20 protein-coding genes are annotated in these 26,081 nt (G+C 76.1%); 8 read left to right on the top strand and 12 right to left on the bottom strand.

Annotation, left to right across the window (positions count from 1 at the left end):
- Nucleotides 1-4: 4 nt before the first annotated feature.
- The gene (locus tag ACRYM6_RS04555) at nucleotides 5-2,317 is read right to left on the bottom strand and encodes a transglycosylase domain-containing protein (protein ID WP_432541498.1); all 2,313 of its coding nucleotides are present in this window, start codon (nucleotides 2,315-2,317) and stop codon (nucleotides 5-7) included.
- Nucleotides 2,318-2,497: 180 nt separating this feature from the next.
- Here ACRYM6_RS04555 and ACRYM6_RS04550 point away from each other — a divergent pair, with 180 nt between their 5' ends.
- Nucleotides 2,498-3,805 (top strand): MFS transporter, encoded by a 1,308-nt coding sequence (locus ACRYM6_RS04550; protein WP_432541497.1) that lies wholly within the window; start codon nucleotides 2,498-2,500, stop codon nucleotides 3,803-3,805.
- Nucleotides 3,806-3,818: 13 nt separating this feature from the next.
- Here ACRYM6_RS04550 and ACRYM6_RS04545 read toward each other — a convergent pair whose 3' ends face one another.
- The 3 genes from ACRYM6_RS04545 to ACRYM6_RS04535 form a co-directional block, all read right to left on the bottom strand.
- Nucleotides 3,819-5,591 carry a serine/threonine-protein kinase gene (locus ACRYM6_RS04545; protein ID WP_432541496.1) on the bottom strand — a complete coding sequence of 591 codons (1,773 nt, stop codon included), beginning with the start codon at nucleotides 5,589-5,591 and terminating at the stop codon, nucleotides 3,819-3,821.
- A 148-nt stretch (nucleotides 5,592-5,739) separates the two neighbouring features.
- Nucleotides 5,740-6,393 carry a GNAT family N-acetyltransferase gene (locus ACRYM6_RS04540; RefSeq protein ID WP_432541495.1) on the bottom strand — a complete coding sequence of 218 codons (654 nt, stop codon included), beginning with the start codon at nucleotides 6,391-6,393 and terminating at the stop codon, nucleotides 5,740-5,742.
- A gap of 43 nt (nucleotides 6,394-6,436) precedes the next feature.
- Nucleotides 6,437-8,689, bottom strand: coding sequence for a molybdopterin-dependent oxidoreductase (locus ACRYM6_RS04535; protein WP_432541494.1), 2,253 nt, complete (start codon nucleotides 8,687-8,689; stop codon nucleotides 6,437-6,439).
- Between the two features lie 125 nt (nucleotides 8,690-8,814).
- Here ACRYM6_RS04535 and ACRYM6_RS04530 point away from each other — a divergent pair, with 125 nt between their 5' ends.
- The gene (locus ACRYM6_RS04530) at nucleotides 8,815-10,668 is read left to right on the top strand and encodes a diguanylate cyclase domain-containing protein (RefSeq protein WP_432541493.1); all 1,854 of its coding nucleotides are present in this window, start codon (nucleotides 8,815-8,817) and stop codon (nucleotides 10,666-10,668) included.
- A 13-nt stretch (nucleotides 10,669-10,681) separates the two neighbouring features.
- Here the strand turns inward: ACRYM6_RS04530 and ACRYM6_RS04525 are convergent, their stop codons facing one another.
- Complete coding sequence (locus tag ACRYM6_RS04525; RefSeq protein ID WP_432541491.1) at nucleotides 10,682-11,602, bottom strand: P1 family peptidase; 921 nt, start codon at nucleotides 11,600-11,602, stop codon at nucleotides 10,682-10,684.
- Nucleotides 11,599-13,347 (bottom strand): GAF domain-containing SpoIIE family protein phosphatase, encoded by a 1,749-nt coding sequence (locus tag ACRYM6_RS04520; RefSeq protein ID WP_432541489.1) that lies wholly within the window; start codon nucleotides 13,345-13,347, stop codon nucleotides 11,599-11,601. Before ACRYM6_RS04520 ends, ACRYM6_RS04525 begins: the two co-directional genes overlap by 4 nt.
- A gap of 127 nt (nucleotides 13,348-13,474) precedes the next feature.
- Between ACRYM6_RS04520 and ACRYM6_RS04515 the strand changes: the two genes are divergently transcribed.
- A complete protein-coding gene (locus tag ACRYM6_RS04515) occupies nucleotides 13,475-13,843 on the top strand; it encodes an ATP-binding protein (RefSeq protein ID WP_432541488.1) in 369 nt (122 codons plus the stop codon).
- Between the two features lie 13 nt (nucleotides 13,844-13,856).
- Here ACRYM6_RS04515 and ACRYM6_RS04510 read toward each other — a convergent pair whose 3' ends face one another.
- On the bottom strand, nucleotides 13,857-14,678 hold the full coding sequence (locus tag ACRYM6_RS04510; protein ID WP_432541486.1) for an aldo/keto reductase: 822 nt from the start codon (nucleotides 14,676-14,678) through the stop codon (nucleotides 13,857-13,859).
- Between the two features lie 211 nt (nucleotides 14,679-14,889).
- On the opposite strand from ACRYM6_RS04510, the gene ACRYM6_RS04505 reads away from it, so the two are divergent.
- The 3 genes from ACRYM6_RS04505 (at nucleotide 14,890) to thrS (ending at nucleotide 18,029) form a co-directional block, all read left to right on the top strand.
- Nucleotides 14,890-15,393, top strand: a complete 504-nt coding sequence (locus ACRYM6_RS04505; RefSeq protein WP_432541485.1) for a hypothetical protein — start codon at nucleotides 14,890-14,892, stop codon at nucleotides 15,391-15,393.
- Between the two features lie 17 nt (nucleotides 15,394-15,410).
- On the top strand, nucleotides 15,411-16,709 hold the full coding sequence (locus ACRYM6_RS04500; protein WP_432541484.1) for a glycoside hydrolase family 32 protein: 1,299 nt from the start codon (nucleotides 15,411-15,413) through the stop codon (nucleotides 16,707-16,709).
- Nucleotides 16,710-16,853: 144 nt separating this feature from the next.
- Nucleotides 16,854-18,029 carry a threonine--tRNA ligase gene (gene thrS, locus ACRYM6_RS04495; RefSeq protein WP_432541483.1) on the top strand — a complete coding sequence of 392 codons (1,176 nt, stop codon included), beginning with the start codon at nucleotides 16,854-16,856 and terminating at the stop codon, nucleotides 18,027-18,029.
- Between the two features lie 3 nt (nucleotides 18,030-18,032).
- On the opposite strand, the gene ACRYM6_RS04490 is transcribed toward thrS, so the two are convergent.
- Entirely contained in the window at nucleotides 18,033-19,139 is a 1,107-nt protein-coding gene (locus ACRYM6_RS04490) for a GNAT family N-acetyltransferase (RefSeq protein ID WP_432541482.1), read from the bottom strand.
- A 71-nt stretch (nucleotides 19,140-19,210) separates the two neighbouring features.
- Nucleotides 19,211-20,491, bottom strand: a complete 1,281-nt coding sequence (locus ACRYM6_RS04485; protein WP_432541481.1) for an MFS transporter — start codon at nucleotides 20,489-20,491, stop codon at nucleotides 19,211-19,213.
- A 159-nt stretch (nucleotides 20,492-20,650) separates the two neighbouring features.
- On the opposite strand from ACRYM6_RS04485, the gene ACRYM6_RS04480 reads away from it, so the two are divergent.
- Nucleotides 20,651-21,505 carry a LysR family transcriptional regulator gene (locus tag ACRYM6_RS04480; RefSeq protein WP_432541480.1) on the top strand — a complete coding sequence of 285 codons (855 nt, stop codon included), beginning with the start codon at nucleotides 20,651-20,653 and terminating at the stop codon, nucleotides 21,503-21,505.
- A gap of 52 nt (nucleotides 21,506-21,557) precedes the next feature.
- Nucleotides 21,558-23,648 carry an ATP-binding SpoIIE family protein phosphatase gene (locus ACRYM6_RS04475; RefSeq protein WP_432541479.1) on the top strand — a complete coding sequence of 697 codons (2,091 nt, stop codon included), beginning with the start codon at nucleotides 21,558-21,560 and terminating at the stop codon, nucleotides 23,646-23,648.
- Between the two features lie 11 nt (nucleotides 23,649-23,659).
- Here the strand turns inward: ACRYM6_RS04475 and ACRYM6_RS04470 are convergent, their stop codons facing one another.
- From ACRYM6_RS04470 to ACRYM6_RS04460, 3 genes are read right to left on the bottom strand one after another with little or no spacing between them, the layout of a single operon-like run.
- Nucleotides 23,660-24,328: an alpha/beta fold hydrolase gene (locus tag ACRYM6_RS04470; RefSeq protein ID WP_432541478.1), complete on the bottom strand. Its 669-nt coding sequence runs from the start codon at nucleotides 24,326-24,328 to the stop codon at nucleotides 23,660-23,662.
- The gene (locus tag ACRYM6_RS04465; RefSeq protein ID WP_432541476.1) at nucleotides 24,325-25,212 is read right to left on the bottom strand and encodes a carbohydrate ABC transporter permease; all 888 of its coding nucleotides are present in this window, start codon (nucleotides 25,210-25,212) and stop codon (nucleotides 24,325-24,327) included. Before ACRYM6_RS04465 ends, ACRYM6_RS04470 begins: the two co-directional genes overlap by 4 nt.
- Nucleotides 25,209-26,081 carry a carbohydrate ABC transporter permease gene (locus ACRYM6_RS04460; protein ID WP_432541474.1) on the bottom strand — a complete coding sequence of 291 codons (873 nt, stop codon included), beginning with the start codon at nucleotides 26,079-26,081 and terminating at the stop codon, nucleotides 25,209-25,211. Before ACRYM6_RS04460 ends, ACRYM6_RS04465 begins: the two co-directional genes overlap by 4 nt.

Here is a 26,081-nt window from a genome sequence, read left to right as displayed (position 1 = left end):
TCCCCTACCCGGTGGCCGCCGCGCCCGCCGCCGCCCCGGCGCCGTCCTCGCCGGACCCGGCGTCCTGCAGGTCCGGGTCGCCGCCGGCGGCACCGCCCGCGGACCCGCGGGTGGAGGTGGCCGTCGAGCCCGCCGAGGAACCCGCCGTCGACGACGGGGTGGCCGGTCCGGTGGGCGTGCCCGTCGGGGTGTCCGTCGGGGTGCCGGTGGGCGTGTCCGTGGGGGTGTCGGTGGGCGTGTCCGTGGGGGTGCCGGTGGGGGTGTCCGTCGCCGTCGAGGTGGCCGTCGAGGTCGAGGTGGACGAGGACGACGTGGACGTGGAGGTCGAGCCGCTGCCGGAGGACCCGCGGGTCCCGCCGACGTTCGCCCGGTCGGGGAAGTCCGACTTCGGCGTCCCGTCGAGGGCGGCGCGCATGAACGCCGTCCAGATCCGCACCGGGTACGACCCGCCGGTGACCTCCCGGCCGCCGAGGTCCAGGGAGACGTTCTTCGTGCCGTCGGCGCTGGTCTGGAACAGCGCCACCGACGCGGCCAGGTCCGGGGTGAACCCCGCGAACCAGGCGGCGAGGTTGTCGTTCGTCGTGCCTGTCTTGCCGGCCGCGGGCCGGTTCAGCCGCTTGGCGTACGACCCGGTCCCGGAGTTCACGACCTGCTCCAGGGCGTACGTGGTGTCGGCCGCGACGTCGCTGGAGAACGCCTGCTGGACGGTGGGCGAGGCGGTGTAGGTCCGGGTGCCGGTGGAGTCGTCGATGCTGGTGATGGTGTGCCACTGGGTGCGCTTGCCCTGCGCGGCGAACGTCGCGTACGCCTGGGTCACGTCGATCGGGTGCGGCGCGGAGGTCCCCAGGACGTTCGAGATGTACTGGTCACCGGAGATGCCGGGAGTCTCCTCCGGGTACCCGGCGGCGACGGCCGCGTCCCGGGTCGCGGCGGGGGTGACGCGGTCGTTGAGCTGGGCGTAGACGGTGTTCACCGAGTGCTCGGTCGCCGTGACGAGGTCGATGCGGCCGAAGCTCTCGTCGCCGAAGTTGCGGAACCGGTTGCCGTCGACCTCCTGGCCGTTGGCGCCGTTGAACGTGGTCCGCAGCGAGATCCCCTGCTCCAGCGCCGCGACCAGCGCGAACGGCTTGAACGTCGACCCCGGCTGGGCGGTGGCCTGCGTGACGTCGTTCCACTGGGTGGCGAGGTAGTCCGCCCCGCCGTACATCGCCCGCACCCCGCCGGTCGCCGGGTCGATCGCCGACAGCGCGACGTGGAAACCCGCCGGCAGCTTCGAGGGCAGCTGGTCCTGCACGGCCTGCACCGCCGCGGCCTGCGCCTTCGGGTCGAACGTCGTGACGATCTTCAGGCCGCCGCGCTGGATGTCCTCCTCGCTCAGCCCCACGGTCCCCGTCAGCTCGTCCTCGACGGTCTTCAGCAGGTACCCGTTGGTGCCGGCCCACTGGTTGTCGTTGCCGCTGGGCTCGATCGTCTCGGGCAGGCCCGCCGCGGCCCGGTCCGCGGCCGTCAGCCAGCCCTGGGAGACCATCCCGTCCAGGACGTAGTCGACGCGGGACCGCGCGTTCGCGGCCTGCGTCTCGCCCTTGCGGGGGTCGTAGTTGCCGGGCCCCTTCAGCAGCGCCGCGAGCAGCGCGCCCTGGGAGACGTCCAGCTGGGAGGAGTCCACCCCGAAGTAGGCCTGCGAGGCGGCCTGGATGCCGTACGCGCCGCGGCCGAAGTAGACGGTGTTGAGGTAGTTGACGAGGGTCTCGTCCTTCGTCTGCTGCTGGTCGATCTTCAAGGAGATGAAGAACTCCTTGAACTTGCGCGTGTACGACTGCTCGTCGGTCAGGTAGTAGTTCTTCACGTACTGCTGGGTCAGGGTCGACCCGCCCTGGCTGGTGCCGTCGGTGACGTTCGTCCACAGCGCCCGCGCGATGCCGGTCGGGGAGACGCCGCGGTTCTCGTAGAAGCTGCGGTCCTCGGCGGCGAGGATCGCCTTCTGCACGTGGTCGGGGACCTGGTCGAGGGTGACGTTCTCGCGGTTGCGGGACGCGAACGTCCCCAGCTCGGTGGTGCCGTCGGCGTAGTAGACGGTGCTGACCTGGGCGTCGGCGAGCGCGTTCGGGTCCGGCACCTTCACCAGCGCGTAGGCCGCGGCGAACCCGCCCACGGCCAGCACGAAGCCCGCCGCGACCAGGCCCAGCAGCCAGCCGAGGACGGCGCGGCGGCGCGGGCGGCGGCGCGCCGGGCGGACCGGGCCGCGACCGCGGGGGGCCGGCCCGCGTCGGGCCTGGGGCCGGTTCGGCGGCACGGGGGCGGGGCGTCGCGAAGCCACTGCGGTCTGGTCCTCCGGCATCGGGGAGTCGTCGGTGCTGCCGTTCCATCGGCAGTCGCCGGTGCGTCCTGCGGCACCGGTCCCCGTCCAGTATGCGCAGCCGCCGGGGGGCGGCCCGCCGTCCCCGGCGGCGCGGACGGGTCCGCACCACACCTCCACACGGTCGCTACGGTGTCGAGCGTGGCGCGCGAGGAGCTGGACCGGGAGCTGCGCCGAGGCGTCCTGCCCGAGCTGGGCGACCTGCTCCGCACCCGCCGGTACCTGCGGCTGATGGCCGTCCGGCTGACCGGGCAGGCGGCCGACGGGGCCTTCCAGGCAGGCCTGGCGTCGCTGTTCTTCTTCTCCCCCGAGCGGCAGGCGACCCCGGCGGCGGTCGCGTTCGCCTCCGCGGTGCTGCTGCTGCCGTTCACGGTCGTGGGCCCGTGGGCGGGGGTGCTGCTGGACCGCCGGCCGCGCCGGTCCGTGCTCGGGTTCGGCAACCTGCTGCGGGCGGCGCTGGCGCTGGCCGGGGCGCTGGCCCTGGGGCTGGGCGCCTCCGACGTGGTGGTCGGGGTGCTGGCGCTGGCGGTGCTGTCGGTGAACCGCGCGCTGCTGGCGGGGCTGTCGGCGGCGCTGCCGCACGTCGTGGCCCCGGAGCGGTTCGTGCTCGCGAACTCGATCACCCCGACGTCGGGGACGGTGGCCGCCGGGGCGGGGGCGACGGCCACGGTCGCGGTGACGGCCTGGCTGGGCACCGGTTCCGGCGCCGGGGTCGGGGCGCTGGTGGTGTCCGCCCTGGCGTACGCGGCGGCCGGGGCCGTCGCGCTGACCTTCCCGCGACCGCTGCTGGGGCCGCCGCCGGGGACGGGCGCGCCGCGGCGCGGCGTGCGGGAGGCGGCCCGCGACGTGGCGGCCGGGGTGCGGCACCTGCGCGAGCGCGTGCCCGCCGCGGCGGCCCTGGGCCTGGTGGCCTGGCACCGCTGGTGCTTCGGGCTGACGACGGTCGCGATGGTGGTGCTGTGCCGGCAGGTGCTGGCCGACCCCGCGGACCCGGCGGCGGGCCTGGCGGCGCTGGGGGTGCTGCTGGCGGCGGTCGCGGCCGGGTCGGGGCTGGCGGCGGTGCTGGCCCCGTGGGGGGCGCGGCCCGGGCGGGTGCACCCGTGGATCACGGGGTGCCTGCTGGTCGCGGGCGCCGGGCAGCTGCTGGTGGGCGTCTCGACGTCGCAGCCGGTGCTGGCGGTCGCGGCCGGGCTGCTGGGGCTGGGGTTCCAGGGCGCGAAGATCGGCGTGGACACCGTCGTGCAGCGCAGCGTCGACGACGCCTACCGCGGGCGGGTGTTCACCGCCTACGACCTGGTGTTCAACGTGACGTACTGCCTGGCGTGCGCGGCCGCCGTCGTCCTCGTCCCCGACGACGGACGGCTCGGGCCCGTGGCGGTGGTGCTGGCCGCGGGGTACGCGGTGTGCGCCGTGGTGCAGGGGCGGGGCCGGACGCGCTCGGCCGCCTGAGCCCCGGGGCGGGTCAGGGGCCGTCGGGGACGTCGACGACCGTGGGCGCCGACCGCGGCTCGTACGGGTCGAAGGAACGGGTCGGCGTGCTCGTGGCGGTGCTCGTCGCCGTGGCCGTGCTCGTGGCCGTGCTCGTGGCCGTGCTCGTCGGGGCCGGTGCCCCCGTCGGGGGCTGCCCCGGGAGCGTGACCACGGGCGGGGTGACGACCGGCGGAGGGCTGCTCGGCGTCGGGGCCGGCGGTGTCGGGGCCGGTGGGGTGGGCGTCGGCGTCGGCGCCGTCGGGGTGGGCGTCGGGGCGGGGGGCGGGGTGCTGGGCCCGGTGACGGGCGGCGGCGCCGTCGCCGTCGGGGTCTCGGCCGGCGGCACGGCGGGCGGGGGCACCACGGGGGCGGGCGGCGCCTGCTCGGTGCCGGCCGGGACGGGGACGCCCGCGGCCGGGCCCGTCGGCTCGCCGGCCGCCGGGCTGCTCGGGACCGCGCTCGGGCTGGCCGGGGTGGTCCGCCCGGCGCCCGGGGAGCGGCGCGTCGAGGGCGCCTGCCCGGCGCCGGTGGTCTCCTCGCGCGGTGTCGTCGCGGTCGTCGCCGGCTGCGGGACCGTCGTCGTCGGGACCGGCGTCGACTCCTGCGGCGGCTGCACGATCGCCACCGGGTTGGGCACGTCCTTGAGGCGGCCCTGCTGGACGGCGGCGATGGCGACGGCCGTGCCCGCGGTGGCCAGCAGCAGCGCCCCCACGACCACGACGACCGGCCGCTTGGGCAGGGACCGGGCGCTGCGGTGGGCGGGCACCGGGGCGAACGCCGTCGCCCCCCGGTGGCCGAGGTCGTCGTACGGGTCCAGCGAGGGGCGCGGCTCCACGAAGGCGCGCAGCCCGTTCACCCACGCGGGCAGCCGGTCCGGGCGCTGGGCGGGGTCCGGGGACAGCGCCTGCAGCAGCAGGTCCGCGAGCCCGGGGTGGGGTGCGGTGAGGGCGGCCGCGCCGAGCTGGCGGCGCACCAGGGACGGGTCGACGTCCCCGTCCGGGGAGGTCGCGGGGGGCATGCCGGTGAGCAGGAACACCGACGTCGCGCCGAACCCGAAGACGTCGCTGGCGGCGGACGGCAGCGCCCCGGCCCGGACCTCGGGGGCGGTGTAGACGCCCTGGGCGCGGCGGCCGCCGAGGCTGGCCCCGGCGAGCCGGACGCCGTCGGTGGGCCAGAACCCGCCCAGCCGCAGCGAGCGGGGGGTGATGTCGCCGTGCACGAGCGGGGGCGCGTCCTCGGAGCCGCGGTGCAGCTCGGCCAGGACGCTGGCGGCGGTGGCCAGGACGGTGAACCGCTCGTCGACGTCGGCGCCGGGGTCGTCGCGCAGCCAGTCGGCGACCGAGCGCCCCGCGGCCTGCTCCAGGACGGCGTAGTCCCACTCCGGTCCGGTGCCGGCCTGCCCGGGGCGGTGCGGGGCGGGCCCGCGGAAGGTGGCGACGACCCCGGCGAGGCGGGGGTGGTGCACGCGGGCCAGCCCGGCGGCGCGCTCGCGCCAGGTCTGCTCGCGGGAGCGCGCCTCGTCCTGCTCGTCGTCGTGCACGACCTCGAGGTCGGCAACGGCGGCCGGGCGCAGGGCGGCGAGCGTGAACAGCGCCTCACCGGTGGCGGCCCGGTGGTCCAGGACGTGCCACGCCTCGTCGGCGCCGTCGGCCTCCCCGAGCAGCTCGAACCGATCCGGGTCGTCGGCCGGTCCCGCGTGGTGACGGACGAGGGACGGGACGTCGGATGAGGTGAGCCTGTCGTCCGGCCATCCCTCGGTGGTCACCTGCGGCACCTCCGCGCCTCGGCGGCGTCGACCGCCCTCGTCGGGTGCCGCGCCGTGTTCGGACCCCCATGATGCCCCACCGCGCCCGGCGGGCCGACACGTTCGGGCGATCCGACACGCGAATCCTTGAAGTTCTGCTCCGGGCGCGCTATGCGAGCGCCCGCCGGGTCGCGTCGAGGCCGTCGAGCCGCACCCGCGGGCGGGGGGTCGCGGCCCAGTCGGCGGCGTCGAGGCGGAACCGCTGCTGGACGGCGGCGCGGCCGGCGCGGACCGTCCGCTGCCGCCCGTCGTCGCGGTACCCCAGCCGGCGCGAGACCCCCAGCGAGCGGGGGTTGTCCAGGTACGCCTCGCTGCGCGCGCTCACCGCGCCCAGCCCGGCGAAGGCCAGGTGCAGGACGGCGGCGCGCATCGGCGTCCCCGTCCCGCGGCCCTGGTGCTCCAGCCCGAGCCAGGAGCCGGTGACGACCTCGCGCAGCACCCCGAAACCGGTGGCCTCCAGCGACTGGGTGCCCACGACGACGCCGCCGCGGCGGACGACGACGTCGAGCCGCCAGTCCTGCGGGGTCCAGCCGCCCCAGCCGGCGAGGTGCCAGCGCAGGGTGCGGCGGGCGCGCTCGGCGGGGTCGCAGTCGGTCCAGGGGTGCGCGAACGGCTGCTCGCCGTCGGCGTGGACACCGCGGGCGGCGACCGCGGCGAGGGCGACAAGGCCGTCGAGGTCGCCGGTGCGCAGCTCGACGTCGCCGTCGGGGTGGGGCGCGAGGACGCGCAGCGCGGCGAACGGGTGCAGGTCGGTGGGCAGCACCCTCAGATCGTGGCGGGCCCGGCGCCGGCCGGGCGAGGGGGTTTCAGGGCGCGTCGAACACGGTGACCCGCGGCGGGACCCCGGTGAACGCCTCGACCTGCACGGTGGCGTGCTGCCCGGTGCAGGCCTGCGCGAGCCGGGAGGACCCGACGTCGCGGGTGAGGACGTTCACGTTCCCGTGCCCGCAGGTGACCCCGGCCGCGGCCCCGGCGACGGGGTCGAACCAGGCGCCGGTGGACATCTGCACGACACCGCGCCGGACGGCGTCGGAGACGACGAGCCCGCCCAGGCAGCTGCCGCGGCGGCTGCGCAGCACGACGACCTGCCCGTCGGCGAGGCCGCGGTCGGCGGCGTCGGCGGGGTGCATGCGGACCGGTTCGCGGCCGGCGACCTTCCCGGCCTGCGACGTCGCACCGTGGTCGAGCTGGCTGTGCAGGCGGGTCGCGGGGTTGTTCGCGACCAGGTGCAGCGGGAACGCGGCGTCCGGGACCTCCTCGGGGGGCAGCCAGACGGGGTGGCCGGGGCAGTCGTCGTAGCCGAACCCCGCGACGGTCGCCGAGTGCAGCTCCAGTCGGCCGCTGGGGGTGCGCAGCGGGAACCGGGCGGGGTCGGCGCGGAAGCTCGCGAACATCACCTTGGGGGCCGGTTCGGCGGGCAGCGCGAACTCGCCGGCCGCGACGAACTCCGGGTACGGCGGGGCGTCGATCCCGGCGCGGGCGGCCGGGCCGGTCCGCCACTGCTCGTAGAGGTGCTCGACCCACTCCCGGGCCGTGCGGCCCTCGGTGAACCGCTCGCCGGTCCCGAGCCGGGCGGCCAGGCCGGACAGGGTGGCGTAGTCGTCGCGGGCCTCGCCGAGGGGGGCGTGGACGCGGCCCATCGCGATGAGCCGGTCGTCGTAGCGGGCGGCGCCGACGTCCTCGCGCTCCAGGGTGGTGGTGGCGGCGAACACGATGTCGGCGTGCCGGGCGGTGGAGGTCCAGAACGGTTCGTGGACGACGACGGTCTCGGCGGCGCGGAACGCGCGCTGCAACCGGGACAGGTCCTGGTGGTGGTGGAAGGGGTTCCCGCCGGCCCAGTGCACGAGCCGCAGGTGCGGGTACTCCTCGCGGCGGCCGTCGACCTCGTACGGCTCCCCCGGGTGCAGCAGCGCGTCGGCGATGCGGGCGACGGGGATGCGGACCCGCAGCGGGTCGGCGAACTGCGGGAACGTCGGCAGCGGGTGGGCGCCGGTGCGTTTCCCGACGCCGCCGGTGGAGGCGTACCCGTGGCCGAAACCGCCGCCGGGCAGGCCGATCTGGCCGATCATCGCGGCGAGCGCGATGGCCGCCCACAGGGGCTGCTCGCCGAACCGGGTGCGGGCGACGGACCAGCTGACCGTCACCATCGTCCGGCCGCGGACGGCGCGCCGGGCCAGGTCGACGATGTCGGCGGCCGCGATCCCGGTGATCGCCGCGGCCCACTGCGGCGTCCGGCCGGCCAGGGACGCCAGGAACTCCTCGTGCCCGGCGGTGCAGCGGGCCAGGAACTCCCGGTCGTACGTCCCGTCGGTGAGCAGGACGTGGCACATCGCCAGCAGCAGCGCCGCGTCGGTCCCGGGGACCACGGGCAGCCAGCGGGCGCCGAGCCCGTCGGCCAGGTCGTCGCGCAGCGGGGAGACGAGCACGAACTCGGCGCCGCGGGCGCGGGCCCCGCGCAGCCGGCCCGCGACCTCGTGGCGGGTGATGCCGCCGGCGGCGACCTCGGAGTTCTTCGCGGGCAGCCCCCCGACGGCGATCACGAGGTCGGTGTGCGCCTCGACGCTGGCCCAGGACGTCGGCGACAGCAGGGGTTCCTGGCTGCCCACGACGTGCGGCAGGAGGACCTCGCCGACGCCGTGGCTGTAGGTCCACGAGGAGCGGACCGCGCCGCCGAGCAGGTGCGAGAACCGGTGCAGCTGGCTCTGGGCGTGGTGGAACCGGCCGGCGCTGGCCCAGCCGTAGGACCCGGCGAACACGGCGCGGGGGCCGTGCGCGTCCAGCACCCGTCGGTACTCCCCCGCGACGCGGTCCAGCAGGTCGTCCCACGCGACGGGCAGGAACTCGTCGCGGCCGCGGCGGTCGTCGGGGCCGGGGCCGTCCTCCCACCACCCGCGCCGCACGTGCGGGCGCAGGACGCGGGCGGTGGGGGTGGCGGCGACGGCGACGTTGCCCAGCAGCGCGGACGGCTCGGGGTCGTCGGGGTGGGCGCTGACGCGCACCCCGTCGCCGGTGACCTCCGCGCGGAACGCGCCCCAGTGCGAGGAGTGCGGGGTGCTCACGGGGCCAGTGTCCCCGCCCCGGCGCGGTGCCCCCGACCACGCCCCGAGGTGACGATCGGATCACGATCGCGGGTTCACCCGGACGGGCGCTCAAGGTGCGGCGCGGACCTGCCGAGTGGGTCGGCATGATCGCGACAGCGCAGCAGGGCCGGACGGGTGAGACCGGCCGGGCCACCGACCCGGCCTCCCGCGTGCGGGGCGGCGGCGTGCGGCTGGCGATCACGACGGCCGCCGTCGTGGCCGTCCTGTCGACGATCGCCCCGGAGCTGGTGGGGGCCGGCACCGCCACCGGCGTCCTGTGGTGGCCGGCCGCGGGGGCGGCGCTGGCGCTGGCGGTGCGGCGACCGGCCCGGCGGTGGTGGTGCGTCGCCGGGACGCTCGTGGGATCGCTGGCCGCCGGCCACCTGCACGGCGTCGGCGGGATCGACCCGACGGTGTTCGCGAGCGCGCAGGCGCTGCAGTGCGGGGTCGGTGCCGCCGTGATCTCCGTGCTCGGCCGAGGGGAGCCTGCGCGCTTGCGACGGGGCCGCGACGCCTGGCGGTTCACCGCCGGCAGCGCCGCCGGGGTGGCCGCGGCCGCCGCGCTCGTCCAGGTCGCCGACCCGCACGCGGGCGTCACCTACGCCCTGGGGCAGCTGCTCGGCGTCCTGCTGCTGGCCCCGCCGCTGCTCGTGCCGCCGGCCGCCCGGCCGCTGGACGAGCGCCGGGCCCGCGCCGCCGCCTGCGAGTGGCTGCTCGTCCTGGGCCTGTCCGTCGCGGTCTCGGCCGCGGTGTTCTGGAGCGGGCGCGGGCCGTGGGCCTTCCTCGTCGTCGTCCCGGTCCTGTGGGGTGCGGCGCGGCTGCCGGTGCGCCGCGCCCTGTCCTGCCAGCTCGCCGTCGCGCTCGTCGCGACCGCCGGCACCGTCGAGGGGTACGGCCCGTACGGCGGGACCGGCGACACCGGGGCCGTGGCCCTGCAGGCGCTGCTGTTCACCTCCGGCGCCGTCGCGCTCGTCATGTCGCTGGTCGTCCGGTCCCGCGAGCGGGCCGTGGTCCTGGCCGGCAAGCGCGAGGAGGTCTTCCGCCGCACCTTCGACGACGCGCTGCTCGGCGTCGCCCTCCTGCGGCTGCGGCCCGACGGCTCGGCCGTGGTGGCCCGCGTCAACGACCGGCTCCAGTCGATGCTGGGCGTCGACGTGGCCGTCGGCTCGGACTGGTCCGAGCAGGTCCACCCCGAGCACCGCGACGTCTTCGTGGAGGCCGTCACCGAGATGGCGCTGGAGGTGGGCGCGGGCCGCCCGGCGCACTGGCACGCCGAGCTGCAGCACGGCGACGGGGAGGTCTGGCTGGAGCTGGCCGCGGCCGCCTGGCCCACCCCCGGCGACGACGGCCGGCCCGGTGAGGTCGGCGCCGTCGTCCAGGTCGCCGACGTCACCCAGCGCCGCCTCGTGCAGCGCCGCCTGCGCGAGGCCGCCCTGCACGACCCGCTGACCGGCCTGCCGAACCGCACCCTGCTGGAGGACCGGCTGCGGCACGCCCTGTCGGCGGCGGCCCGCAGCGGCGACCGCGTCGCGCTGCTCTACTGCGACCTCGACGACTTCAAGCCCGTCAACGACACCGGCGGCCACGCGGCCGGCGACCACGTCCTCATCGACGTCGCCGACCGGCTCACCGCGGCCGTCCGCCCCGGCGACACCGTGGCCCGCCTCGGCGGGGACGAGTTCGCCGTCGTCTGCCCCGACCTGCCCGACGAGGAGGCCGCCCGCGTCGTCGCCGAGCGGGTCGTGGAGGCCATGAGGGCCCCGTTCGCCGTCGCCGGCTGGGAGTTCTCCGTCGGGATCAGCGTGGGGCTGGCGATGGCCGACGCCGGGCAGGACGCGACCCGCGTCCTGCAGCAGGCCGACCAGGCGATGTACGCGGCGAAGGGGTCCGGCAAGGGCCGCGTCCGCTCCGCCGCGCCGGGCCCGCGCACGATCGACCTGCGCACCACCGGCGCCTGAGGACCGCCCCGGGTCAGTCCCGGGCCGGCGGGAGGGGGAAGGCGGGCCAGTCCCCGACGGTCTCCGCCGAGGCCACCGCGTCCAGGACCGCCGCGCGCACCACGTCCGCGGCGACCCGCTGCAGCTCCACCAGCTGCCCCACCCGCTCGGGCCGCGCGGCGGCCAGCTCCACCCGCCCGGTCGCCAGCGAGAACACCGTGTCCCCGTCGGCCAGGGTGTGCACCGGGTCCAGCGCCCGGGCCAGGCCGGCGTGCGCGGCCGTCGCCGTCCGGGACGTCTCGGCGGGGTCGAGCAGCGCGTCGGTGGCCACCACCACGAGCGTCGTGTTCAGCGGGCCGGGCGTCACCGGCGCGGCGGGCACCGGCCCGGGCACCGGCAGGCCGACCGCGTTCACGACGGCCAGCGCCGCGACCACCGCCGCGCCCGCGGGCGCCGACGCCGTCCCCACCCCGCCCTTGAACCGGCCCCCCAGCAGGGCGCCCGTCCCGGCCCCGACGACACCGCGGGCGAACGGCCCGGGCCGGGCCGCGGCGGCCGCCGCGTACCCCATCCCCTCGGTGGGGTGGTTCGCGAAGACGCCACCGCGGCCGAGGTCGAACACCGCGGCCGCCGGGACGATCGGCACGACCTCCCCCGGCCCCGGGCCCACGGGGAACCCGCGGCCCCGCTCGGCCAGGAAGCGCTGCACGCCGTGGGCGGTGACCAGCCCGTACGCCGACCCGCCGGTCAGGACGACGGCGTCGACGGTGGGGACCAGGGTGCGCGGGTCCAGGGCGTCGGTCTCGTGGGTGCCTGGCCCGCCGCCGCGGACGTCGACCCCGCCGACGGTCCCCGGCGGGGTCAGGACGACGGTGACGCCCGTCAGCCACCCCCCGCCGCGGCGGGTGAGGTGCCCGACCTCCAGGCCGGTGACGTCGGTGAGGTGACCGGTCACGGGAACCGCACCGCCAGCAGGGCGCAGTCGTCCTCCCCGCGGGTCCCGACCAGTTCGGCCAGCAACCCGTCGAGCAGCTCGTCCAGGTCAGCGAACCGGTTGCGCCGCAACGAGTCCCGCACGCGGTCGATACCACCGGCGAGGCTGCGGCCGCGGTGCTCGATGAGCCCGTCGGTGTACAGGACGAGCGTCGCGCCCGCCGGGACCGGCGCGACGTGCTCGTGGCGCGGGGAGTCCGGCAGCAGCCCCACGAGCAGGTCCGGGGCGCCGTCCAGCAGCTCGGTCCGCCCGTCGGGGTGCAGCAGCACCGGCGGCGGGTGACCGGCGTTCGTCCAGCGCAGCGCGAACCCGTCGGCCGTCTCCTCCGCGCACGCCACCACCAGCGTCGCCAGCCCGTCGACGCCCAGCCCCGGCAGCGCCCGGTCCAGGCGCCGCACCGGGTCGGCCGGCGACCGCGCACCGTCCCACACGAACGCGCGCAGCAGCCCGCGGACCTGCGCCATCGTGGCCGCGGCCGCCATGTCGTGCCCCGCGACGTCACCCAGCACGAGCGTCACCGCCCCCGAGGCCCCGACCACGACGTCGTACCAGTCCCCGCCGATCTGCTCCTCCCGCGTCGCCGGCACGTACCGGCCGCGGACCGTCAGGCGGCCCGTCGCCCCCGGCAGCCGCGGCAGCAGCGCCGCCTGCAGCACCCCGGCCCGGGACCGGCGCTCCCCCTCCAGCTGCGCCCGGTCCAGGGCCTGCGCCGTGAACCGCGCCAGCGCGCTCCACACCTCCGCCTCGGCCTCCAGCGTCTGCCGCTCGGAGTCCCACACGAGGCACAGCACCCCGACGAGCCGGTCCTGCACCAGCAGCGGCAGGTACGCCGACGCGGCGAACCGCGGCATCGTCGCCCGCGCCTCGACGTCGGGGAACGCGGCCCGCAGCCCGGCGATGTCGCTGAACAGGTACGGGCGGCGCTCGCGGGCGGCCGCCGCGGCCGGCACGGGGGCGTCGAGGTCGATGGTCCGCCAGCTCCCCGGGGTGTCCGGGGGCAGCGTGGACAGGTCGGTGAAGCGCAGCCGGTCGCGGCCCTCGGGCAGCAGCAGCCCGCTCCAGGCGCCGCCGAGCTCGGAGCGGGTGACGGCGGCGACCGTGGCGCTGACCTCCTCGACGGTGCGGGTCGCGACGAGCGCGTCCCCCAGGCTCAGCAGCAGCCGGTTGCGCTCCTCCAGCAGCCGCAGCCCCAGCTCGGCCGAGCAGGCGGCGGCGAGGTCGTCCAGGACGCCGAGCTCCTCGGGGGTCCAGCGCCGGGGGGCGTCGTCGATGGCGCACAGGACGCCGACGACGGGCGCGGTGGGCTCGGTGAGGCCGGTGCGGGGGTCGGGCAGCCGCAGCGGCGCGCCGGCGTAGGCGATCAGGTTCAGGTCGGGGATGGCGAGGGAGTCCGCGGTGAGGGGGTCCAGCCGGGCGTCCTCGACGGCGAAGGCCTTGCCGGAGGCCACGACGTGCTGGCACAGCGAGTGGCTCAGCGGGGTCTCGCGGGCGGTCTGCCAGGGCTCGGGCAGCCCGACGGCGCCGGGGAAGACCTGCCCGTACCGGCTGACCATGGACACCAGCGCCACCGGCGTGCCCAGGGCGAGGGTGCCCAGGCGGGCGAAGCGGTCGAGCACGGCGTCGGGGTGCGCGGGCAGCAGCGTGCTGTCCCGCAGTCCCGCCGGGGTGGGGTCGTGGGCGGGTCGGTCGCCACCTGCTGGACGCATCGGGGCATCATCGCTGGTGGGCCCCCGATCGGCACACCGCCGGGTGGGTCCGGGTTGCCCGCGGCCCGGCGGGTGCGAGAGTTGGGCCGTCGAACTGGTGCAGGATCGTGGGGATGAGCGAGGTGGCATGACGCGTCTGGAGCTGCGGGCCGACCCCTCGGCCGCTCGGCGCACCCGCACCTGGCTGCGCGAGCAGTTCGCGGCGGTCACGCTCACCAACCAGGCCCGGCAGACGCTGGAGCTCCTGACGACCGAGCTGGTCACGAACGCGGTGCGGCACGGCGGTGAGCCCATCGAGGTGCGCTGGCGCCGCACGGACGGCACGGTCCGGGTGTCGGTCAGCGACGGCGGCGGCGGCCGGCCGCAGGTGCGGCACGTGCCGCCGACGGCGACCGGCGGGCGGGGTGTCGCGCTCGTCGACACCCTCGCCCACCGGTGGGGTTCGGACCGGGCGGGGTCGGGCAAGACCGTCTGGTTCGAGCTGCCCCTCACGTAGGTCCGGGCGGGCCTCAGCCGAAGACGTCGGGGTCCGGGCCGGTGCGCTCGGCGCGGTCCAGGCCGCTGAGGGCGGCGACCTGCTCGGCGGTCAGCTCGAAGCCGGTCACGTCGTGGTTGGAGCGGATCCGCTCGGGCGTGACGGACTTGGGGATGACGATGTTCCCCTGCTGCAGGTGCCAGCGGATGACGACCTGGGCGGGGGTGCGGCCGAGGTCGGCGGCGATGCCGGTGACGACGGGGTCCTCGATGAGGTTCAGCTTCTGGGCCAGCGGGCTCCACGCCTCGGTGGCGATGCCGTGCTCGGCGTTGAAGGCCCGCAGGTCCTCCTGCACGAGGTAGGGGTGGACCTCGACCTGGTTGACGCTGGGGACGGTGCCGGTCTCGTCGAGGAGCTTGCGCAGGTGGGTCTTCTGGAAGTTCGACACCCCGATGGAGCGGACCCGGCCGGAGGCCTTGATCTCCTCGAACGCCCGCCACGTCTCGACGTAGTCGTCGGCCTGCTGCGGCCAGTGGATGAGGTACAGGTCGAGGTAGTCGACGGACAGTTTCGCCAGGGACGCGTCGAACGCGGCGAGGGTCTTGTCGCGGCCGTGCTCGCCGTTGGCGAGTTTCGTGGTGATGAACACGTCCTCGCGCGCGATCCCGCTGGCGTGCAGGGCGTCCCCGACACCGGCCTCGTTGCCGTACCCGGCGGCGGTGTCGATGTGCCGGTACCCGGCCTGCAGGGCGGTGAGGACGACGGAGGCGGTCTCCTCCGGCGGGACCTGCCACACCCCCAGACCCAGCTGGGGGATCTGGACGCCGTCGTTCAGGGTGATCGTGGGAGCAGTCACGGGCCGACCCTACGGCGGGGTGGGCACCCCGGCGAGGCGGGCAGCGGGACCGGGCCGGCGCGGGCCCGCAGCGGGACGACGACGGGACCCCGGTGACGGTCCCGAGCGGGAGGTGGCGGTGCCCGAGGGCGGTGGTCGGGAGTCGTCGCTGACCGGTCGGGACGACGCTCACGACGGGTCGCCGGCGGCGGGGCCGGGGCAGGATGCGGGCATGGACCCCGACGCCGTCCCCCGATCCGTCCCCAGCTCCGTACCCAGCTCCGTCCCCGCCTCCGTGGTCGCCGCGCTGCCGAAGGTGGAACCGCACCTGCACCTGGACGCCCCCGGCGCCCCGGGGGAACCGGTGACCCGCGCGGACTTCCGCGACCGGGCGCTCGCGCGGCTGGCCGCGGCGGCCGAGCGCGGCGTCCGGCACGCCGACGTGTTCTTCGACCCGGGCGCGCACGCCGGGCGGGGCGTCGCGGCCGACGACGTGGAGCGCGGCTACCGCGACGCCGTCGCCGAGGCCGGGCCGCGGTTCGCGATGACGCTCACCCTGACCGAGGGACCGGCCGGGGACGGGCCACCCGCCGAGCCCGCCGGCGCGCCGGCCCTGGACGAGCTGGTGCAGCGCCAGCGCGACGCGATCGCGCGCTCGCGGGCCTCGGAGGAGGAGCGGGAGGCGTTCCTGGCCGAGCTGGACGCCTTCGAGGTCCTGGTGGCACCGCCGCTGTGACCGGGCAGGATCGGGCGATGACCGACTTCCGGCCGCTGGCGCACTTCACCGCCGTCGACACCTGGCTGAACGACCCCAACGGGTTGCTGCACCGCGACGGGCTGTGGCACCTGTTCTTCCAGAACAACCCGCACGGCGCGGACTGGGGGAACATGAGCTGGGGGCACGCGGTGTCCCGCGACCTGCTGCACTGGGAGCACCGGCCGCTGGCGATCAGCCACGAGGGGCCCGAGGCGATCTTCTCCGGGAGCGCCGTCGTGCACGACGGGCGGGTCGCGGCCGTCTACACCAGCGCCTACGACGACGGCCGGCAGGCGCAGTCGCTGGCCTGGAGCGAGGACGGCGACACCTTCGTGAAGGACCCCGCGAACCCGGTGCTGGACCGCGGGTCGACGGGTTTCCGCGACCCGAAGGTGTTCCGGTACGGCGACGGGTGGCGGATGGTGACCGTCGAGGCGGACGAGCGGACGGTGCTGGTCCACTCCTCCACCGACCTGCGCTCGTGGACGGAGGTGGGCCGGTTCTCCGACGAGCCCGGGGTGGGGATCTGGGAGTGCCCGGACCTGTTCCCGCTGGACCTGGACGGGCAGGAGCGGTGGGTGCTGCTGCTGAGCGTGCAGGACGCGACGGGTTCGCGGGTGGAGTACCGGGTGGGGTCGTTCGACGGTGCGCGCTTCACGGGTGGGCCGGCGCGCTCGTTCGACGTGGGCCCGGACGTGTACGCGGTCTCGACGTGGACGGACGCCCCGGACGGCCGCCGCGTCCTCATCGGCTGGATGGCGCAGCCGACGTACGCCGGGGCGACCCCGACGGCTCCGTGGCGGGGGGCGATGACCCTGCCGCGGGACCTGTCCCTGACCGCCGGTGACGACGGGGAACCCGTTCTCGTGCAGTCGTTCTCCCCGGAGGTCGTGGCCGCGTACGCGCACGAGGTCACCGGCCTCCCGCCCGCCGCGCTGCTGCGGTGCGGGTTCTCCGGGGACGCGACGTGGGAGTTCGCGGCGGGCCCGGACGTGCTGCGCCTGGCCGTGGAGGGGACCGACCTGGTGGTGGACCGCAGCCGGTGCGGGGACGTGGGGTTCCACGGGGAGTTCGCCCGCACCGACCGGGTGCCGCTGCCCGCCGGGACCACGGGGTTCTCGGTGTTCCTCGACCGCTGCTCGGTCGAGGTCCTCGCCGGGCCGCTGTCGGTGACGCAGCTGGTGTTCCCCGCCGAACCCCTCAGCGAGGTCCGCACCGGCGGCAGCGCCCGGGTCGAGGTGCTCGCGGAACGGGCTCGACAGGACGCCGCGCCCCGTGCCACGCTGGGGCCGTGATGTTCAGCCCGCAGCAGACGACGACGCCGGTCCACTCCCGGCGTCGCGGTCAGCGCTGAGCTGAACCCAGAACAGCCCCGGGGGTCTCCCCCGGGGCTGTTCTCGTTCCCCCGGGGCGACCTCCCCGAAACCCCGGAGGAACCCGTGCACGACCACTCCCAGCTCGGCCGCGACCTCGGCCTGTTCGACACCTCCCCGCTCGTCGGGCCCGGCCTGCCGCTGTGGCTGCCGGACGGCGCCGTCGTCCGCGGCGAGCTCGAGCGCTTCGCCGCCGACCTGGCCCGGCGCAGCGGCTGCCACCGGGTCAGCACCCCCGTCTTGGCCAAGCGGGAACTGTTCGAGCGGTCCGGGCACTGGCAGAAGTTCTCCGCCGACATGTTCCCCCCGGTCCGCGTGGGCGACGAGGAGTACGTCCTGCGGCCGGCGAACTGCCCGCACCACACCCAGGTCTACGCCGCCCGCCCGCACAGCTACCGGGACCTGCCGGTCCGCTACGCCGAGCTCGGGTCGATGTTCCGCAGCGAGCTGTCCGGCGTCCTGAGCGGGTTGCGCCGCGTCCGGCAGATCAACCTCGACGACGCCCACTCGTTCTGCCGCCCCGACCAGGTCGTCGCCGAGGTCCGCACCGCCCTCGCCGGGATCGAGGAGGCGTACCGCGTCCTGGGGGTCCGGGTCAGCCGCCTGCGCCTGTCGCTGCGCGGGGACCGCGGCGCCCACCTCGGCGACGACGACGTGTGGCGCCGCGCCGAGGACCAGCTGCGGGAGGCCCTCGGCGACCGCCCGTACGAGGAGGCGCCCGGGGAGGCCGCGTTCTACGGCCCGAAGGTCGACGTGCAGGTCGCCGACGCCGCCGGCCGGGAGGAGACCCTGTCGACCGTGCAGGTCGACCACGTCCAGCCCGAGCGCTTCGGCCTGGAGTACGTCGGCGCCGACGGGGCCCGGCACCGCCCGGTGATGGTGCACCGCGGGCTGCTGAGCTCGATGGAACGGCTCGTGGCGGTGCTGCTGGAGCAGGACGGGGGACGCTGGCCGACCTGGCTGGCGCCGGTGCAGCTGCTGGTGCTGCCCGTCAGCGGGGACCGCCACGGCGCGCACGCCCGCGCCCTGGCCGACCGCCTCGACGGGCTGCGGGTCGCGGTGGACGACGCGGGCCCGCTGCCGCGCCGGGTGCGGGCCGCCCGCGAGCGCCGGGTCTCGCACGTCGCGGTCGTCGGGGACGCGGAGGTCGCCGACGGGTCGGTGGCCGTCGACGGTGAGCGGGTGCCGGTGGGGCGTCTGCACGCCGACCTCCTGGACGCGGTTGCCCGGCGGGCCCGGTAGCGCTCACCCCGGCAGCACCCGCAGCGCCTCCCGGGGCGAGCGCCAGGTGGCGTCGGCGGAGACGGCGGGGTCGTGCAGGTGCCCCCAGGCGGCGGCCACGGCGTGCGCGCCGGCGGCCCGGGCCGCACCCAGGTCGGTGGGCGCGTCCCCGACGTACAGCAGGTCGGACGGGTCGACCCCCAGCGTCCGCGCGGCCAGCAGCAGCCCGTCCGGCGCCGGTTTGGGGCGTTCCACGAGGTCGCCGCCGATGAGGACGTCGACCTGCAGGCCCGCCGCGCGCAGCAGGGTGCGCGCCCCGCGCACGGCGGCGCCGGTGAACACGGCGACGCGGTGCCCGGCCGCGCGCAGGTCGTCCAGCGTCTGCGCGACCCCGGGGTAGGGGTCGACGGCGGCGCCCTCCAGGCGCCGGTAGTACGCCTCGGCCTCCCCCGGCCGCAGGGGCCGGCGCAGCAGGTGGGTGAGCATCGCCTCCGGCACGCCCAGGGAGTAGGCCGCCACGACCTCGTCGACGTCGACGGCCGGCCCGCCCAGTTCGGCCACGGCCCCGACGAAGGCGGCGGGCACCACGCGGGTGGAGTCCAGCAGGGTCCCGTCCATGTCCCAGACGACCTGCCGGGGCCGGGTGCCCCGTCCCCCGGCGGCGGGCAGGTCCAGCCGCATCGCCACGTTGGTGAACTCCTGCCCCCCGCGGTGCACGCGCTGCTCGTGCACGACGGTGAACCCGGCGCGCTGGAAGAACGGTCGTGCGGTGAGGCTGGCGTCGACGGTGAGACGGGTGAGGCCGCGGTCAGCGGCGGTGCGCAGGACGTCGTCGAGCAGGGCGGCACCGACGCCTCGGCGCCCGTGGTCGGGGTGGACGGAGAACATGCCGATGTGGCCGTCGGCGGACAGGTCGGTGAACCCGGCGACCTCGCCGTCGCGCACCGCCACCCGCGTCCCGGCCCGGGCCCGCGCCCGGCCCCACTCGGCGAGGTCGGCCTCGGCCGGGGCCCAGGCATCGCGTTGTTCCGGTGAGCAGTGGTCGGCGGCGGTGCGGTGGACGCTGCGCCGGAACACCTCCCGGGTGGGTGCGGTGTCGGCGGTTTCCCAGGAGCGCACGGAGAGGGGCACGCGGCACTGTGGCGCACGGGCGCCGGACCGTCCACCGGGTTTCACGGGACCCCCGCACCTCCCGCGCGTCCTCAGGCGGTGCGGACCCGCGCCCCCCGCACCGCCAGCAACCCAGCGAGGGCGAGCGCGGCGGCCAGCGGGACGAGCCCGCAGACGGCCATCCCGGCGCGGACGCCGACGTGCTCGGTGATCGCGCCGACGAGCGGCCCGCCGAGGGGGGTTCCGCCCATGAACACCAGGACGTACAGCCCCATGACGCGCCCGCGGTACTCGTGGTCGACCCACAGCTGCACGGAGGAGTTCGCGATGGCCTGGAACGCGAGGTTCGTGACGCCCATGACGACGAGGACCGCCGTGAACGTGGGCAGGTTCGGCGCGAACGCGGCGATCGTCTGCGCGGCGCCGAAGGCGGCGCCGAGCAGGAGGATCAGCCGGAGCCGGGAGCGGCTTCGGCCACCGGCGAGCAGGGCCCCGGCGATGGACCCGACGGCGAGGACGACGTTGAACGTCCCGTAGAGCCCGGCGCCGCCGTCGAACGTCTCGGAGGCCATGGCGGTGAGGACGACGGGGAAGTTCAGGCCGAAGGTGCCGAAGACGCCGACGAGGGCGATGGTCCAGGCGACGTGCGGGCGGTCGGCGACGTAGCGCAGCGCCGAGCGCAGCTGCCCCTTGGCGCGCGGCAGGGCGGTGACGGGCTGGAGGTCGCCGGCGCGCAGGGACGCGAGCGCGATCGTCGGCCCGAGGTAGAGCAGGGCGTTGACGGCGAACGCCCACCCGGCGCCGACGGTGCCGATGAGGACGCTGGACAGCGCGGGCCCGACGAGACGGGTGGTCTGGAACACGGCGGCGTTGAGCGCGACAGCGTTGCGGACGTACGCGGGCGGGACGACCTCGGCGACGAAGGACTGCCGGGTGGGGTTGTCGAGGGCGATGACGAACCCGCCGACGAGGGCGAGGGCGTAGATCGCGCCGAGGGTGATGTGCCCGGTGAGGGTGAGGACGGCGAGCGCGGTGGCGACGGTGGCGCTGCACAGCTGCGTGACGAGCAGGATGTTCCGCTTGGGGTAGCGGTCGGCGATCATCCCGCCGTGCATCCCGAACAGCAGGATGGGCAGGAACTGCAGCGCCATGGCGACGCCGACGGCGGCCGGGGAGCGGGTGAGTTCGAGGGTGAGCCAGTCGAGGGCGATGTTCTGCACCCAGACGCCGGTGTTGGCGAACGCCTGCCCGGTGGCGTAGACGCGGAAGGTGCGGACCCGCAGGGCCGCGAAGGTCCCGCGACCGGTGGGTTCGGTGGTGGTGGTGGTGGTGCTGGTGGGTTCGGTGCTGGTCCCGGCGGCTGCCGCTGTCACTGGACTGGTGCCTCCTGAGGTGTCCCCCCCATCATCGGCGACCCGGCGGGTAGGCTGCAGCCGCATCGGCGGCTTATCAGTCATCACGGGTCGTGATGACGACGCGAAGGGGCGGGCGCGGTGGCGACGGGGCGGGGACCGGCGGGGACGTTCGAGCCGGTGCAGTTGCGCACCTTCCTGGCCGTGGCGCAGACGCACTCGTTCACCCAGGCCGCCGCGCGGCTGGGGGTCCGGCAGTCCACGGTCAGCCAGCACGTGCGGAAGCTGGAGGACTCCGTGGGCCGCCAGCTCGTCCACCGCGACACCCACTCGGTCGTCCTGACCCCCGACGGCGAGGCCATGATCGGTTTCGCCCGCTCGATCCTGGCCTCCCACGAGCAGGCCGCGGCGTACTTCACCGGCGCCCGCCCGGTGGGACGGCTGCGGATCGGCATGTCCGACGACCTGGCCCTGACGCGGCTGCCGCAGATCCTGCGCGACTTCCGCTCCGAGAACCCGCGGGTCGACCTGGAGCTCACCGTCGACCAGTCCGGGACCCTGCACCGGCGGCTGGAGAACGACCGCCTCGACATCTTCATCGGCAAGCGCCCGCGCGGGTCGGGCGAGGGCAAGCTCGTCAAGCGTGAGCGCCTCGTGTGGGTGGGCAACCCCTCGACGCGCCTGGACCTCACCCAGCCGGTGCCGCTGGCCGTCTACCCGTCGCCGTCGCTGAGCGCGGCCGCGATGCACGAGGCCCTGGACCGCGTCGGCATCGGCTACCGCTCGGCGTGCGTGTGCCGCGGCGTGAACGGGCTCATCGCGGCGGTCGCGGCGGGCATCGGCGTCTCCTGCCTGGCGAGTTCCCTGGTGCCCGTCCAGCTCGTCGCGCTGGGCGCGCAGCACAAGCTGCCCGAGCTGGGCCAGATCGACCTGGTGCTGCTGACGAACCCGCGCACGCAGGACCGCCCGGCGTCGCGCGCGCTGGCCGCGGCCGTGCTGTCCAGCGGCCCGTCGAGCCTGTCCTCCACCCGCTGAGCGCACCACTCGCCGGCGGGCCGCGCGCCGCGCCCGTGGGTACGGTGCGGAGGTGTTCGAGGGTCTGCACCGCCACCTGCTCGACGTCACGCACCCGCGGGTGGCCGGGGACCTGCCGGCGCTGCTGCGCGCCGCCGCGCGCTCGGCCCGGTCGGCGCTCGGCGCGGAGCACAGCGCGGTGTGGTTCGCCGGGTCCGGGGCGCACGGCCCGCTGTACCTGCTCGACGGTGACGTGTTCGTCGACGTGGAGGCCCCACCCGTGGCGGTCGCGCCGGGCCGGCCCCGGCAGTCGCGGCCGGCGGGGCTGCCGGGGTTGCCGGCCACCGGTTCGGCGCTGGTCGCGCCGCTGGACGCCGACGGGGCGCGCGGGGCGCTGGTCCTGACCCGCGCCACCGGCTTCACCGCGCAGGAGGAGCAGGCCGCCGCCGTCCTGGCCCTGAGCCTGGGGATGGCGGTGGAGACGACGCTGCTGGCGGCCGCCGAGCGGGTCGCGGCCACGGCCGCGGCCCGGGCGGCGCTGCTGGAGCGCATCACGGGGCTGCTGCAGACGAGCGCGACGAGCGCGCAGATCACCGCGCGGATCCCGCCGGCGGTCGTGGAGGTCCTGGGCTGCCTGTCGTCGTCGCTGCACGTGCTGGACGGCGAGGACCTGGTCGGGGCGAGCGACCCGCCGCTGCCGGAGGCGTTGCGGCGGGTGCGTCGGGGGGCCGACACCCCGGTCTCGCAGGCCGTGCGCACCGGGCGCCCGCTGGTCGTGACGCGCGAGCAGGTCGCCGGGTACCGCGACCTGGACGGGCTGGACCCCGACCGCTCCGGCGTGGTCCTCGTGGTCCCGCTGCGCGGGCGGGACGACGTCGTGCTGGGGGCGCTGACCGTCGGCTGGGACGACCGGGCCTCCTCCCGGTCCCCGCTGGAGCACAGCGACCTGGACCTGTTCGCGGCGGTGGCGGCGCAGATCACGGTGGCCCTGGAGCGGGCCCAGCTGCTGGACGCCGAGCGCTCCTCGCGGGAGGCGCTGTCGCGGTCCCACGAGGCGCTGGCGGTGCTGGCCCGGGACCTGCAGCGCGGGTTGCTGCCGACCCGGCTGCCGGCGCGGGACGGGTTGCAGGTCGCCACGCGGTACGCCCCGGCGCTGGCGGGGGCCGACATCGGCGGCGACTGGTACGACGCGGTGGACTGCGGGGGCGACGTGGCGCTCATCATCGGCGACGTGCAGGGGCACAGCACCCGCGCCGCGGGGCTGATGGGGCAGCTGCGGACGGCGGTGCGCGCGTACGTCAGCGAGGGCCACGACCCGTCCGCCGCGCTGGAGCGGACGAACCGCCTGCTGGTGGACCTGGACGCGGGGCTGTTCGCGACGTGCTGCCTGCTGCGGCTGGACACGGCCACGGGCGTCGTCACCGTCGCCTCGGCCGGTCACCCGGCGCCGCTGGTCGTCGACGACGCGGGGCTGCACGAGGTGGTCCTGGACCCCGGGCCGCCGCTGGGGGTCGACCCGGGGGCCACCTACCCGACGGCGAAGCACCGCCTGCTGGGGCGCGGTGCGCTGGTGCTGCACACCGACGGCGTGGTGGAGGTGCTGGGCGAGGGGTCCGAGCGCGGCGAGCGGGTGCTGCGCGCGACCTTGCAGGAGGCGGTGGGCGCCGACCCGGGGCGGTCCGCGGAGCGGCTGGCCTCGGCGGTGATGGACGCGATCCCGCACGAGCTGACCGACGACGCCGCGCTGCTGGTGGCGACCTTCACGGGCAGCACCGCGGGACGGCTCGACGCGTCGCTGTGGTTGCCGCCGGACATCCGGTCGGTGGCCTCGGCGCGGGAGTTCCTGCGCGGGCGGCTGCTGGCCTGGTCGGCCGACGAGCTGGCCGACGAGGCCGAACTCGTGCTGTCCGAGCTCGTCACGAACGCCCTCGTCCACGCCGGCGGCGGCGCCGGCCTGACGCTGCGGTTCGACGGCGCCGCGCGGCGGCTGACGGTGGAGGTGGAGGACTCCTCGACCCGTTCCCCGCGCGAGCGCGACGCCGGGCCGGACGCTCTCGGGGGGCGGGGCCTGGCGATCGTGGAGGCCGTCGCCGACGCGTGGGGCGTGCGGACCACCGGGGACGGCAAGACGGTGTGGGCGGAGCTGGCCGTCGAGGTGGACTGACCCCGGGCGGTTCAGGCCCCGCGCGAGCGCAGCAGGTCCCCGAACTCCCGGGGCAGTTCCACCGGCGGCAGGTGACCGGCCGGCAGGCTCACGAGGCCGGCGCCGGGAACCGCCTCGGCGATGGTCGCGTGGAACGGCGGCGGGCAGATCGGGTCGTGGTCACCGGAGACCACGAGGGTGGGGACGGTCAGCGCGGGCAGGCGCGGCAGGAGGTCGGTGCGGGACTCCTGCAGCGCGAGCTGGCGCCGCAGGAGGTCGTCGTCGCGGCCCATCGCCAGGACGCGCTCGACGAGGTCGGGGCGGGTGGCGGCGACCTCCGGCGGCAGCAGCGCGTCGAGGAGCTCGCCCTGCAGGTCCCGCGCGGAGCGGCCAGCCGCCAGCGCCGCCCGCCAGCGCGCCCACGACTCCCGCTGCCCCGGGGTGGGGGCGCGGGAGTTCGTGGAGACCAGCACGAGCGACTCGACCCGGTCGGGGGCCCGCACGGCGAGCTCCATCGCGACGATCGCGCCCAGGGACAGCCCGGCGAGCACGAACCGCGGCGGGAGCCGGTCCAGGAGCGCGCTCACCTGCTCGCCGACGGACTCGCGGTCCAGGGCCGGGGTGAGGGCGTGGTCGAGCCCGCAGCCGGTCCACAGGTCCTCCGTGCAGTTCATCCCGGGCAGCAGGACGAGCGCGCTCACCCCTTCACGGAGCCGTCGCTGAGGCCGGCCACGAGGTACTTCTGGGCGACGAACGCGATGACGACCACGGGCAGCGTCAGCAGCAGCGAGGCGGCGCCGGCCTGCTGGAGCATCGGCAGGGTCTGCCCGAGCTGGGTGGCGATGAACACCGGGACGGTCTTGGACGAGGAGTCGGTGAGCACCAGCGCGGTGAGGTACTCCTGGAAGGCGAAGAGGAACACGAAGATCCCCGCGGTGAGGATCCCCGGGCGCATGAGCGGGATCATCACGCGGCGCAGCATCCCGATGCGGGTGCAGCCGTCGATCATCGCGGCCTCGTCGAGCTCGCGGGGGATGTCGGCGAAGAAGTTGCGCAGCAGCCAGATCGTGAAGGGCTGGTTGATGGCGACGAGCGCGACGGCCATCGCGAACGTCGTGTCGTAGATCCCCAGGGCGCGGCTGATGTCGTACATGGGCAGGACGACGGAGAACCGGGGCAGGGCCCGGAATACCAGCGCGAGCACGAGCAGCAGGGCCGAGACGTAGCTGGGGAACCGGGACAGCGCGTACGCCGCGGGGATCCCGATGACGAGGGCGACGACCGTGGAGATGACGGCGACCGCGACGGTGTTCGTGAGGTAGTCCGCGAAGTAGGTGGTCTGCCAGAGGTTCACGAAGGCCTGGAGCGTCGGTTCGTACCCGGTGAGGACCGGGGGGTTCGCGAAGGCGACGTTGGTGGGTTTCGTGACCGACAGCGCCATCCACAGGAACGGCCCGAGCATCACGACGCAGACGACCGCGAGCAGGACGCCGGTGACGACCGGGGGTTTGCGGCGGACCGTCCGCAGGGCGGGCCCTGCGGACGGCTTGCGCACGTCGGTGGCCGGTTCGGTGTGCACGGTCATCGGGCCACCTTGGCTTCCTTGAAGATCCCGCGGATGAACGGGATGAGCATGACGAGGATCAGGCCGATGGTCAGCACGTTGATGGCGCTGCCGAGCCCGAGGTCCTGCGCCCCGTCGGCGAACGCGACCGAGTACACGTACATCATGATCGACTCGTTCCCGATGGCCGCGGCCTGCGGGGACAGCGGCACGAGGTTGTCGAACATGCGCAGGACGTCCATGATCGAGATGAGGGTGACGAACCCCAGGACGCCGCGGATCGTGGGGATGATGACCCGCAGGTGCGTCTGGAAGGACGACGCCCCGTCGATCGTGGCGGCCTCCCGCAGCTCGGTGGGGACCGACTGCAACCCGGCCAGGACGATGAGCATCGCGAACGGGAGCATGTGCCACACGGTGTTCGAGACGACGACGACCGCGTTGGGCACCTGGTCGGTGAACCACAGGACCTGCGACCCGCCGAGGAACCCGATGAAGCGGTTGACCAGCCCACCGAAGTTGTCGTCGAACAGCCACGAGTAGGCGACGGCGCCGACGAGGTTGGGCAGCACGTAGGAGATCAGCATGATCCCCAGCACGAGGGGCCGGGAGGTGGTCAGCCGGTTCACCCCGATGGCGATGAGGTACCCCAGGACCAGCAGGACCGCGGTCGTCACGACGGTGACGACGACGGTGAACAGGACGGCCCGGCCGAACCGGGCGTCGGTGAGCGCGGCGGCGAAGTTGGCCAGCCCGACGAACGTCCCGGCGCTGCCGTAGCGGACGTCCTCGAAGCTCCACTGCACGGTGCGCACCAGGGGCACGACGAGCAGGCCGACCATCACGACCAGGCTCGGGGAGAACAACAACCAGAACTCACGGGGTTTCAC

This window comes from Kineococcus rugosus (assembly GCF_050871975.1).
In the GTDB taxonomy this organism is placed as follows: Bacteria; Actinomycetota; Actinomycetes; order Actinomycetales; family Kineococcaceae; genus Kineococcus.
The sequence above is the reverse complement of the archived record's forward strand: the minus strand, read 5'-3'. Positions and strand labels throughout refer to the sequence as shown.